Consider the following 11,935-nt stretch of genomic DNA (forward strand, 5'->3'; position numbering starts at 1 on the left):
CTCTTACGCGCCGGCCCCCGCCTCCGTGTACCCCAGCGCGCCCGCGAGGCGCACCCCGGCCGGCGCGTAAGAGCGGCAGGCCCGGCAGGACCCGGCACACGGGTCCGCGGAAGCGGGGGGTGAACGAGCGCCCGAGTGGTCAGGATGGAGACATGGGATTCCAAGTCGACTCCGAAGCCGGGCGGCTCACCCGCGTCATCCTGCACCGGCCGGATCTCGAGCTCAAAAGGCTCACCCCCAGCAACAAGGACGCCCTCCTCTTCGACGACGTGCTGTGGGTGCGCCGGGCGCGCGCCGAGCACGACGGGTTCGCCGACGTGCTCCGCGACCGCGGAGTGGCGGTGCACCTCTTCGGCGACCTGCTCACCGAGACCCTCGACATCCCCGCCGCCCGGCGGCTCGTCCTGGACCGGGTCTTCGACGAGAAGGAGTACGGGGTGCTGGCCACGGACCACCTCCGGGCCGCGTTCGAGACCCTGCCCGCGCCCGGACTGGCCGAGGTACTGGTCGGCGGCATGACCAAACGGGAGTTCCTGGACGCGCACCCGGAGCCCACCTCCGTGCGCTTCCACGCCATGGAACTGGACGACTTCCTGCTCGGACCGCTGCCCAACCACCTCTTCACCCGGGACACCTCCGCCTGGATCTACGACGGCGTCTCCATCAACGCGATGCGCTGGCCCGCCCGGCAGCGCGAGACGGTCCACTTCGAGGCGATCTACCGGCACCACCCGCTCTTCCGCGACGAGGCGTTCCGCCTGTGGTCCGAGGGGCAGGCGGACTACCCGTCCACCATCGAGGGCGGCGACGTCCTCGTCATCGGCAACGGAGCCGTGCTGATCGGCATGAGCGAGCGCACCACGCCCCAGGCCGTCGAGATGCTCGCCCACAAGCTGTTCGCCGCCGGCTCCGCCCGGACCATCGTGGCCCTCGACATGCCGAAGCGGCGTGCCTTCATGCACCTGGACACGGTGATGACGATGGTCGACGGCGACACCTTCACCCAGTACGCCGGGCTCGGCATGCTCCGCTCCTACACGATCGAGCCGGGGGCGGGGGAGAAGGACCTGAAGGTCACCGACCACCCGCCGGAGCACATGCACCGCGCGATGGCCGCCGCACTCGGACTCGGCGAGATCCGGGTCCTCACCGCGACGCAGGACGTCCACGCCGCCGAACGGGAGCAGTGGGACGACGGCTGCAACGTCCTGGCCGTCGAACCGGGCGTGGTCGTCGCCTACGAACGCAACGCCACCACCAACACCCACCTGCGCAAACGGGGCATCGAGGTGATCGAGATCCCGGGCAGCGAACTGGGCCGGGGCCGGGGCGGGCCGCGCTGCATGAGCTGCCCGGTCGAGCGGGCGGCCGTATAGAAATTCCGAGTATCGTATATAGTTCCAGAAGTTCCCGTTCCCGCCCGTATCCCTGGAGCGCCCCCATGGCGACAGTCCCGACCGCCCTCGCCGGCCGCCACCTCCTCAAGGAGCTGGACCTCACCGCGGACGAGTTCCGCGGCCTGGTCGAGCTGGCCGCGGAGCTGAAGGCCGCCAAGAGGGCCGGGACCGAGACCCAGCACCTCCGTGGCCGGAACATCGCGCTGATCTTCGAGAAGACCTCGACCCGCACCCGCTGCGCCTTCGAGGTCGCCGCCGCCGACCAGGGCGCCTCGACGACCTACCTGGACCCGGCGGGCTCGCAGATCGGGCACAAGGAGTCCGTGAAGGACACCGCCCGCGTCCTGGGCCGCATGTACGACGCGATCCAGTACCGGGGCGACAGCCAGCAGAAGGTCGAGGAGCTGGCGGCCTTCGCGGGCGTCCCCGTCTACAACGGACTGACCGACGACTGGCACCCCACCCAGATGCTGGCCGACGTGCTCACCATGACCGAGCACGGCGAGAGGCCCCTGGCCGAGACCGCCTTCGCCTACCTCGGCGACGCCCGCTTCAACATGGGCAACTCCTACCTGGTCACTGGCGCCCTGCTCGGCATGGACGTGCGCATCGTCGCCCCGAAGTCCTACTGGCCCGCCCAGGAGGTCGTCGACCGGGCGTACGCGCTCGCCGAGTCCAGCGGGGCCCGCATCACGCTCACCGAGGACGTGGCCGAGGGCGTGCGCGGCGCCGGGTTCGTCGTCACCGACGTCTGGGTCTCCATGGGCGAGGCCAAGGAGGTCTGGGACGAGCGGATCAAGGCGCTCGCGCCGTACGCCGTGACCATGGACGTCCTGCGCGCCACCGGCAACCCGGACGTCAGGTTCATGCACTGCCTGCCCGCCTTCCACGACCTGGGGACCAAGGTCGGCCAGGAGATCTTCGAGACCCACGGGCTCGACTCCCTGGAGGTCACCGACGAGGTCTTCGAGTCGGAGCACTCGGTCGTCTTCGACGAGGCGGAGAACCGCCTGCACACCATCAAGGCCGTACTGGTCGCCACCCTGGCCCGAACCGGCCCCGCCCCGGCCTGACCAGGCACCCCCACGGCCCGGTCGGGCCACCGCGGCCCGACCAGGTCCCCCACGGCCCGACCAGGCCCTAAGCTGTCCGGCGGTCCCGGAACCACCCCTTCCGGTGCCGCCGCCGCGACCACCGTCGCGCCCCTTCGCACCACCAGAAACGAGCACCACCCGCCATGCCCGCCACCCGCGTCAAGTCCCCCCGCCTCCTGGTCGCCGAATCCGGCGCCGACCGCGAGGGCCACGGCCTCAAGCGCACGATGGGGCTGTTCCAGCTCGTCTGCTTCGGCGTCGGCGCCATCGTCGGCACCGGCATCTTCGTCGGCCTGTCCGACTCGGTCGCCGAGGCCGGACCTGCCGTCGTCGTCTCCTTCGTCCTGGCCGCGATCACCTGCGTCTTCACCGCGTTCGCCTTCGCCGAGCTGGGCGGCGCGATCCCGGTCTCCGGCTCCTCGTACTCCTTCGCCTACGCCGCCCTCGGCGAGCGCACCGCGTTCCTGGTCGGCTGGTGCCTGCTCCTGGAGTACGGCGTGTCGGTCTCCGCGGTCGCGGTCGGCTGGAGCCAGTACGTCAACGAGCTGCTCGACAACGTCCTGGGCCTCCGGCTGCCCGAAGCGCTCTCCGCGGGCCCCGGCGAGGGCGGCGCCGTGAACCTGCCCGCGGTGGTCGTCATCGCGCTGGCCTGCGTCCTGCTGGTGCGCGGCGTGCGCGAGAGCGCCCGCGCCACTGCCGCGATGGCCGTCCTCAAGCTGGCCGTCCTGCTCGCCTTCTGCGCCGTCGGCTTCTACGCCTTCCAGGACGGCAACCTGACCCCCTTCTCCCCGGCCGGCCTCGGCGGCATCGGCGCCGGCACCACGGCCGCCTTCTTCTCGTACATCGGCTTCGACGCGATCACCACCGCCGGTGAGGAGGCGAAGAACCCGCGCCGGGACGTCCCCGTCGCGATCCTGGTCTGCATCGGCCTGGTCACCCTGCTCTACTGCGCGGTCGCCCTGGCCGCGATCGGGGCCGTCGGCGGCGACCAGGTCGGCGACCGGCCCGCCGCCCTCTCCTACGTCGTCGACGAGGTCACCGGCTCCGCGATCGGCGGCGGCGTGATCGCCTTCGGCGCGGTCGTCGCCATCGCCTCGGTGGTGCTCGCCGTGATGTACGGCCAGACCCGCATCCTGATGTCGATGTCCCGGGACGGCCTGATCCCGCGGGTCTTCGAGAAGGTCTCCCCGCGCACCGCCACCCCCGTCGCCGGCACCCTGATCGTCGGCGTGGTCTTCGCCCTCCCGGCGGCCTTCGCCCCGCTGGACGCGGTGGTCAACCTGTGCACCATCGGCACCCTCGCCACCATGGCCGCCGTCAACGTCTCGGTGATCACGCTGCGCCGCCGCGAACCGGGCCTCGCCCGCACCTTCCGCGTGCCCTTCCACCCCGTGACACCGCTGCTCGGCGTCGGCTTCTGCCTGTACCTGATGTACGAGACCGGCGGGAACACCTGGCTGCAGTTCGCGGTGTTCCTCGCGGTGGGGCTGCTGGTGTACACCGCCTACGGGCGCCGCCACTCCCGCCTCGCACAGGCCACCGAGGCACCCGCCGTGCGGTAGAGCGGCGCGGCATCCGTCACGCGGTGGGGCGGCGTGGCGTCCGCCAGCGGTGGTGCGGTGCTGCATCCGCCCCGGTGGCGCGGTGCGGGGTCCGTCAAGCGGTGGGGCGGCGCGGCGCGGGCACCGCGGGCAGCCTGAACCAGACCGCCTTTCCGGACCCCGTGGGCCGGTGGCCGCAGGAGGCGCTGAGGGCGCGGATCAGGAGCAGACCGCGCCCGTGTTCCTGCCACGGGTCGGGCGGCTCCACCCCGGGGCGGGTGAGGCCGGCGGGCGGTGCCGGGTCGGGGTCGTGCACCTCGACCCGGCAGCCGGTCGGCATCAGCTCCACCACCAGCTCGATCGGCGTGCCGGCGGCGGTGTGCTCGACGGCGTTGGCGACCAGTTCCGCCGTGAGCAGCTCCGCGGTGTCACCGTCCGCGGTGTGCTCCAGGTCGGCCAGTGCCGTGCGGACCAGGGCACGGGCCACCGGCACGGCCGCGGCGGAGTGCGGCAGCGCGATGCGCCAGGAGGCGGGGGATGTGGGGTGATCGTGCACGGCTGGTCCGTTTCGTGGAGCAGGGCGTCCTGTCCTGCTTTCAACCGTATGAATGGTACGGCGCCGCCCGGCAGAGCCGTTCGACGGGCACCCTCCGGGACCTTCGGCCCTCGACGACGACACCGTATCGCGCACCCATGACGACAGTCACGAAACGGTGATACGGTGATAGCTTCGAGGGGTCGTGAGACACCGCGCTCAGTGAGGACGCCCCCAGGGAGGCCGCCCGTCATGAGTCCCTTCACCGGCTCCGCCGCTCCCACCCCCCGGTGGCGGCACCTGCGCGTCGAGGTCACCGACGGCGTCGCCACCGTCACCCTCGCCCGCCCCGACAAGCTCAACGCCCTCACCTTCGAGGCCTACGCCGACCTGCGCGACCTGCTCGCCGAGCTGTCCAGGGAGCGCTCGGTGCGAGCCCTGGTGCTGGCCGGCGAGGGGCGCGGCTTCTGCTCCGGCGGCGACGTCGACGAGATCATCGGCGCGACCCTGTCCATGGACACCGCCCGGCTCCTCGACTTCAACCGGATGACGGGCCAGGTGGTGCGGGCCGTACGGGAGTGCCCCTTCCCGGTGGTCGCCGCCCTGCACGGGGTCGCCGCCGGCGCGGGCGCGGTCCTCGCCCTGGCCGCCGACTTCCGGGTCGCCGACCCGTCCGCCCGCTTCGCCTTCCTCTTCACCCGCGTCGGCCTCTCCGGCGGCGACATGGGCGCCGCGTACCTGCTGCCCCGCGTCGTCGGCCTCGGCCACGCCACCCGGCTGCTGATGCTCGGCGACGCGGTACGGGCGCCCGAGGCCGAGCGGATCGGCCTGATCAGCGAACTCACCGACGAGGGCCGCGCAGGCGAGGCCGCCCACGCCCTGGCCCGCCGCCTCGCCGACGGCCCGGCCCTCGCCCACGCCCAGACCAAGGCCCTCCTCACCGCCGAGCTGGACATGCCGCTGGCGGCGGCGGTGGAACTGGACGCGTCGACCCAGGCCCTGCTGATGAACGGCGAGGACTACGCGGAGTTCCACGCCGCCTTCACGGAGAAGCGCCCACCGAAGTGGCGGGGGAGGTAGGCGGATGCCTTCCCCCGAGGGGACCGCAACGCCCTCAGGGGCGCGAGCAACCACAGCGGACCCGCGACCGCCCGCGACGAAGGGCCACCCCCGGCACACGGCGGTCGTCGGCGGCGGCCCCGGCGGCCTCTACACCGCCGCCCTCCTCAAACGCCTCGCCCCCGACCGCCGGGTCACCGTGTACGAACGAGGCGCCCCCGACGACACCTTCGGCTTCGGCGTGGTCCTCTCCGACGAGACCCTCGGCGGCATCGAACACGCCGACCCGGTCGTCTACGAAGCCCTGGAACAGGACTTCGTCCGCTGGGACGACATCGACATCGTCCACCGGGGCACCCACCACACCTCCACCGGACACCGCTTCGCCGCCCTCGGCCGCCGCCGCCTCCTGGAGATCCTCCACGACCGCTGCCGCGGCCTCGGCGTGGACCTGCGCCTGCGCACCGAGGCGCCGCCCCCGGACCGGCTCGCCGAGACCCATGACCTGGTGGTCGCCGCCGACGGGGTCCACAGCGCCACCCGCGAGGCGTACCGCGACGTCTTCCGGCCCCACGTCACCGCCCACCGCTGCCGCTACATCTGGCTGGCCGCCGACTTCGCCTTCGACGCCTTCCGCTTCGAGATCGCCGAGACCGAGCACGGCGTGATGCAACTGCACGGCTACCCGTACGGGGCCGACGCGTCCACCGTCATCGTCGAGATGCGCGAAGAGGTCTGGCGGGCGGCGGGGTTCGACGCGCTCGACGAGGACGAGTCCACCGCCCGCTGCGCCAAGATCTTCGCCGACGCCCTCGGCGGCCGGCCGCTCAGGTCCAACAAGTCGGCCTGGACCACCTTCCGCACCGTCGTCAACGAACGCTGGTCGCACGGCAACCTCGTCCTGCTGGGCGACGCCGCCCACACCGCCCACTTCTCCATCGGCTCCGGCACCAAGCTCGCCGTCGAGGACGCCCTCGCGCTCGCCGCCTGCCTGGAGGAACAGCCCACGCTCCGAGCGGCGCTGGCCGCCTACGAGGAGGAACGGCGCCCCGTGGTCGCCTCCACCCAGCGCGCGGCCAAGGCCAGCCTGGAGTGGTTCGAGGACCTGGCCCGCTACCTCGACCAGCCGCCCCGCCGGTTCGCCTTCAACCTCCTCACCCGCAGCCGCCGCGTCACCCACGACAACCTGCGGCTGCGCGACGCGCAGTTCACCGGGGCCGTGGAGCGCGAGTTCGGCTGCCCGCCCGGCACACCCCCGATGTTCACGCCGCTGCGGCTGCGCGGCCTCACCCTGCGCAACCGGGTCGTGGTCTCCCCGATGGACATGTACTCGGCCACCGACGGCGTCCCCGGCGACTTCCACCTGGTCCACCTCGGCGCCCGTGCCCTCGGCGGCGCCGGGCTGGTGATGACGGAGATGGTGTGCGTCAGCCCCGAGGGCCGCATCACCCCCGGCTGCGCGGGCCTCTACACCGGCCGGCAGGAGGAGGCGTGGCGGCGGATCACGGACTTCGTGCACGCCGGGGCGCCCGGCACCGCGATCGGCGTGCAGCTGGGCCACAGCGGGCGCAAGGGCTCCACCCGGCTGATGTGGGAGGGCATGGACGAACCGCTGCCCGAGGGCAACTGGCCGCTGGTGGCGCCCTCCCCACTGCCGTACAAGCCGGGCAGCCAGGTTCCGCGTGAGCTGTCGCGGGCGCAACTCGCGGACATCAGGGGGCAGTTCACGGCCGCCGGAGTGCGCGCCGGCCGGGCCGGTTTCGATCTGCTCGAACTGCACTGCGCCCACGGCTACCTGCTCTCCGGCTTCCTCTCCCCGCTCACCAACCACCGCACCGACGCCTACGGCGGCTCACCGCAGAACCGGCTCCGGTTCCCGCTGGAGGTCTTCGACGCCCTGCGCGAGGTGTGGCCGGCCGAGCGGCCCATGACGGTGCGCGTCTCCGCCACCGACTGGGCCGAGGGCGGCACCGGGGCCGACGAGGCCGTGGCGATCGCCCGCGCCTTCGCGGCCCACGGCGCCGACGCCGTCGACGTCTCCACGGGGCAGGTCGTCGCCGACGAACGGCCGGAGTTCGGGCGGTCGTACCAGACGCCGTACGCCGACCGGATCCGTCACGAGGCGGGCGTCCCGGTGATCGCCGTCGGGGCCATCTCGTCGTGGGACGACGTCAACTCGCTGATCCTGGCCGGGCGCGCCGACCTGTGCGCCCTCGCCCGCCCCCACCTCTACGACCCGCACTGGACCCTGCACGCGGCGGCCGAGCAGGGCTACGACGGTCCCGGCGCCGTCTGGCCGACGCCCTACCGGGCGGGCAGCCGCCCGCCGCGCACCGGGCGGACGGACGCCCCCAGGCCCCGGCTCACCCTGCACGGCCCCGGCCAGGACACATAGCCGTTCAGCATGCGCAGCCGGTCGGGATGCGCAGCCGGTCGGGACGGGCAGTCGTTCAGGAGAGGTAGCCGTTCAGGGCGGGCAGCCGTTCACGACGTATAGCCCCAGGCCCGGCAGACAGGGCGCAGGCGCTCGGGGACGGCGTTCGCGTCGGGCAGCGCGCGGCCCGGCTGCACGGTGCCGGTGCGGATGTTGTCGCGCCAGTCGCCGAGGCCCCGGACCAGCTCGCTGCTGGTCTTCGTGCCGTAGTTCAGCATGGCGGGCGCGTAGTCGACACCGAGGAACGCGCACAGGCGGCGCATCTCGCGTTCGGGGTCGGCGGTGATGTCCTCGTAGCGCACGGTGAAGCCGTCGGCGTCCGCCGTGCGGGCCTCCTCGACGGCGCTGATGTAGCGCAGCACGTCGGTGACGGCCGTGTCGTAGGGCCGCTTCTCCGGGTCGCTCTCGTGCCAGGAGCGGGCGATCGAGTCGGGGTGGCGCAGGAGGAAGACGAAGCGGGCGTCGGGCCAGCAGTCCTTCAGGCGCTGGTACATGTAGGCGTTGGCCGGGGTCTTCTCGACGACGAAGTCCTTGCCGGACCTGAGCAGTTCGCGGTGCAGGACGCGGTCCCACAGCAGGTGCTCCAGGTCGCCGCGCTTCAGGCCGAGTTCGCCCATCGCGCGCTCGGAGTGCCAGTTGTTGCAGGCGACCTCGAGCCGGCCGATGTGCAGCTCGTGCGGAGCGTGCAGCCGGGGGTGGGCGCCCATCATCATGCGCAGCAGGGTGGAGCCGGAACGGATGGACGAGATGATGAAGACGGGCTCGCGCAGCAGCCGCTCGGTCGGGAGTTCCTCCGAGGCCGGACATCGGTACGGGGCCGCGGGCCGCTTCGTGACCGTGGGCGCCGCCGGCTTCTGGCTCTTCTCCTTCGCGGCGTGCGGCGCTCTGCGCACCTGGAGGCCGGTGGTGACGGTGAGGGCCCGGTTCAAGTTACGTGCGAGGCTCATGTTTCCGCACCGTAGGTGAGAAACCTGAGAAGAGGGTCTGAGAATGCTGAGGGTTCTCTGGTCACAGAAAAATGTGACGTGAATCACTGACCGGAATGTGGGGCTGCTTCAGGAATCGCGAAGAGCGCCCCCGCGTCGCGCAACCGCTCGTGCAGGGCGCGGAAGACGGCCGCCGAACGCGCGCCGGGCCAGTCGCCGGGCAGCAGCCGGGCGGGCAGGCCGGGGTCGGCGTAGGGCAGGTGCCGCCATGAGTCCAGGGCTAGGAGGTAGTCGCGGTAGGCCTCCTCGGGCGGGGTGTCGTCGCGGCGCTCCCAGTCGTGCAGCACGCGCGCGTGGCGGTCGAGGAACGCCTCGTGCTCCTTGGCGACCGCGGCCAGGTCCCACCAGCGCGCCGCCGCCTCGGTGGTCGGCGTGAAGCCCAGGTGCTCGCCGCGGAAGAAGTCCACGTAGGAGTCCAGGCCCAGCCGGCCCAGTGCGTGCCGGGTCTCCTCGTACAGGCGGGCCGGGGCGATCCACACGCCGGGGGCCGCGGTGCCGAAGCCGAGACCGGCCAGCCGGGAACGCAGGACGTGGCGCTTCTGCCGCTCCGACTCCGGCACGGAGAACACGGCGAGCACCCAGCCCTCGTCGTCGTGGGGCGCCGTGGCGTAGATGCGCCGGTCGCCGTCGTCGAGCAACTGCCGGGCCTCGTCGGAGAGCCGGTAGCCGGCCGCGCCCCGCGGGGTACGGGCGGGCAGCAGCAGCCCGCGCCGTTTCAGCCGGGAGACCGACGAGCGCACCGAGGGCGCGTCCACCCCGACCGCGGCCAGCAGACGGATCAGCTCGGCGACGGGCACGGGGCCTGGGGCGAAGCGGCCGTAGGCGCCGTAGAACGTGACGATCAGGGACCTGGGGGTGTGCTGTGCGTGCTGGTCGGACACGTTGATCATCTTATGTCGTTGGCATCAGCCCTGGTCACCCCGGGCATCCGGCGAGGGCTTCGCCGGGGGCTCGGGCACTGATCCGGGCGGGGGCTCGGCCACGGACTCGGACGAGGGCTCGGTCACGGACTCGGACGAGGGCTCGGGCCCGGGCCTGGGCGCGGACCGGGGCGCGGACTCGGGTGGCGCGAGGAGGCGGTAGCGCTGGAGCTTGCCGGTCGCCGTCCGCGGCAACGCGTCCACGAAGACGATCTCGCGCGGGCACTTGTACGGCGCCAGCTCCGAGCGCAGGAACGCCCGCAGCGCGTCGGCGTCCCGCTCGGCGCCCTCCCTGAGCACCGCGTGGGCGACCACCACCTGCCCCCGGTGCCCGTCGGGCCGGCCCACCACCGCCGCCTCCACGACGTCCGGATGCCGCAGCAGCGCGTCCTCGACCTCGGGGCCCGCGATGTTGTAACCGGCGGAGACGATCATGTCGTCCGCGCGTGCCACGTACCGGAAGTACCCGTCGGGTTCGCGCACATAGGTGTCCCCGGTGACGTTCCAGCCGTCGCGCACGTACTCCCGCTGCCGTGGGTCGGCGAGGTACCGGCAGCCCACCGGGCCGCGTACGGCAAGGAGTCCCGGCCTCCCGTCGGGCACGGGCGCTCCGGACGCGTCCTGTACGCGCGCCTGCCACCCCGGCACCGGCACGCCCGTCGTACCGGGCCTGATGGCGTCGTCCGCCGCGGAGACGAAGATGTGCAGCAGTTCGGTGGCACCGATGCCGTTGATGATGCGCAGCCCGGTCCGCTCGTGCCAGGCCCGCCAGGTGGCCGCGGGCAGGTTCTCGCCGGCCGAGACGCACCGCCGCAGGCTCGTCACGTCGTGGCCGTCCAGCTCGCCGAGCATCGTGCGGTAGGCCGTCGGAGCGGTGAACAGCACCGACACCCGGTGCTCGGCCACGGCCGGCAACAGCTGCCTGGGCCCCGCCTGTTCGAGCAGCAGCGCGCTCGCCCCGGCCCGCATCGGGAAGATCACCAGCCCGCCGAGCCCGAAGGTGAAGCCGAGCGGCGGGCTGCCCGCGAACAGGTCGTCGGGACGCGGCTCGAGCACGTGCCGGGAGAAGGTGTCGGCGATCGCCAGCACGTCGCGGTGGAAGTGGATGCAGCCCTTGGGGCGCCCGGTGGTCCCGGACGTGAAGGCGATCAGCGCCACGTCGTCGGCCGCGGTGTCCACGGCGGGAAAGGGCACGTGGGGCGCGGCGCCGGACTCGGTACCGGACTCCGCGCCGGGTGCCGGGCGGTCGGGCCCCGGGTCCGGACCGCTCCGGTTCAGCAGGTCGTCGGGCGCGTCGCCGCCGTACGTCGTGATCCGCAGCCCCGGGATCTCCGCCTTGGCGAGGTCGTCGACGGCCCGGACGTCGCACAGCGCGTGCCGCACCCGGGCGATCTCGCAGATCGCGCCCAGCTCGTGCGGGCGCTGCTGGGCCAGCACGGTGACCGCCACCGCGCCCGCCTTCAGCACCGCGAGCCAGCAGGCGGCCAGCCACGGCGTGGTCGGGCCGCGCAGCAGGACCCGGTTGCCGGGGACGACGCCCAGGTCGCCGGTGAGCACGTGCGCGATCCGGTCGACGCGGGCCCGCAGCTCGCCGTAGGTCCACGACGCCCCGGACGCGGTGCGGAAGACGGGGCGGTCGCCGGGCGGGCCGGTGAGCAGCTCGGCGGCGCAGTTCAGCCGGTCCGGGTAGCGCAGCTCGGGGAGGTCGAGGAGCAGCTCGGGCCACTGGTCCGGGGGCGGCAGGTGGTCGCGCGCGAACGTGTCGACGTGGGCCGAGCGGTGCGGCCGCGCGTGGCGCGGATCTGCCATGGCGGTTCGCCCCCTTTGTCGTGGTGGGCTCGCGCAACGAGCGTATCGTGTTGGTGACGACAGTCAACGGGGCGCGATAACGTCGAGTGTGAACCGGCGTGCACGGGAACGAGGGCCGCAGTCGAGGGCATTGGCAGGCGCGCGCAGGACACGGCGGGGG

General features: G+C 73.0%; 8 protein-coding genes and 1 pseudogene. 5 read left to right on the forward strand and 4 right to left on the reverse strand.

Going from position 1 to position 11,935, the window contains the following annotated elements:
* Positions 1-152 precede the first annotated feature (152 nt).
* From HZS56_RS26395 to HZS56_RS26405, 3 genes are all read left to right on the forward strand, one after another.
* The gene (locus HZS56_RS26395; protein WP_216723278.1) at positions 153-1,376 is read left to right on the forward strand and encodes an arginine deiminase; all 1,224 of its coding nucleotides are present in this window, start codon (positions 153-155) and stop codon (positions 1,374-1,376) included.
* Positions 1,377-1,441: 65 nt separating this feature from the next.
* On the forward strand, positions 1,442-2,470 hold the full coding sequence (gene argF / locus HZS56_RS26400; RefSeq protein WP_216723279.1) for an ornithine carbamoyltransferase: 1,029 nt from the start codon (positions 1,442-1,444) through the stop codon (positions 2,468-2,470).
* 164 nt (positions 2,471-2,634) lie between these two features.
* Entirely contained in the window at positions 2,635-4,053 is a 1,419-nt protein-coding gene (locus tag HZS56_RS26405) for an amino acid permease (RefSeq protein ID WP_216723280.1), read from the forward strand.
* A gap of 94 nt (positions 4,054-4,147) precedes the next feature.
* Here HZS56_RS26405 and HZS56_RS26410 read toward each other — a convergent pair whose 3' ends face one another.
* The gene (locus tag HZS56_RS26410) at positions 4,148-4,588 is read right to left on the reverse strand and encodes an ATP-binding protein (RefSeq protein WP_216723281.1); all 441 of its coding nucleotides are present in this window, start codon (positions 4,586-4,588) and stop codon (positions 4,148-4,150) included.
* Between the two features lie 231 nt (positions 4,589-4,819).
* Between HZS56_RS26410 and HZS56_RS26415 the strand changes: the two genes are divergently transcribed.
* Both HZS56_RS26415 and HZS56_RS26420 read left to right on the forward strand, forming a co-directional pair.
* Positions 4,820-5,647 carry an enoyl-CoA hydratase family protein gene (locus tag HZS56_RS26415; RefSeq protein WP_216723282.1) on the forward strand — a complete coding sequence of 276 codons (828 nt, stop codon included), beginning with the start codon at positions 4,820-4,822 and terminating at the stop codon, positions 5,645-5,647.
* 4 nt (positions 5,648-5,651) lie between these two features.
* Complete coding sequence (locus HZS56_RS26420) at positions 5,652-8,021, forward strand: bifunctional salicylyl-CoA 5-hydroxylase/oxidoreductase (protein ID WP_216723283.1); 2,370 nt, start codon at positions 5,652-5,654, stop codon at positions 8,019-8,021.
* An 89-nt stretch (positions 8,022-8,110) separates the two neighbouring features.
* Here the strand turns inward: HZS56_RS26420 and HZS56_RS26425 are convergent, their stop codons facing one another.
* From HZS56_RS26425 to HZS56_RS26435, 3 genes and pseudogenes are all read right to left on the reverse strand, one after another.
* The gene (locus HZS56_RS26425; RefSeq protein WP_216723284.1) at positions 8,111-9,007 is read right to left on the reverse strand and encodes a sulfotransferase family protein; all 897 of its coding nucleotides are present in this window, start codon (positions 9,005-9,007) and stop codon (positions 8,111-8,113) included.
* A gap of 83 nt (positions 9,008-9,090) precedes the next feature.
* Positions 9,091-9,936 (reverse strand): PaaX family transcriptional regulator, encoded by an 846-nt coding sequence (locus HZS56_RS26430; RefSeq protein WP_216723285.1) that lies wholly within the window; start codon positions 9,934-9,936, stop codon positions 9,091-9,093.
* 99 nt (positions 9,937-10,035) lie between these two features.
* Positions 10,036-11,838 (reverse strand): annotated as a pseudogene (locus tag HZS56_RS26435) (AMP-binding protein); the annotation flags it as partial.
* Between the last annotated feature and the right edge of the window lie 97 nt (positions 11,839-11,935).

Source organism: Streptomyces mayonensis, assembly GCF_018982965.1.
GTDB lineage: Bacteria > Actinomycetota > Actinomycetes > Streptomycetales > Streptomycetaceae > Streptomyces > Streptomyces mayonensis.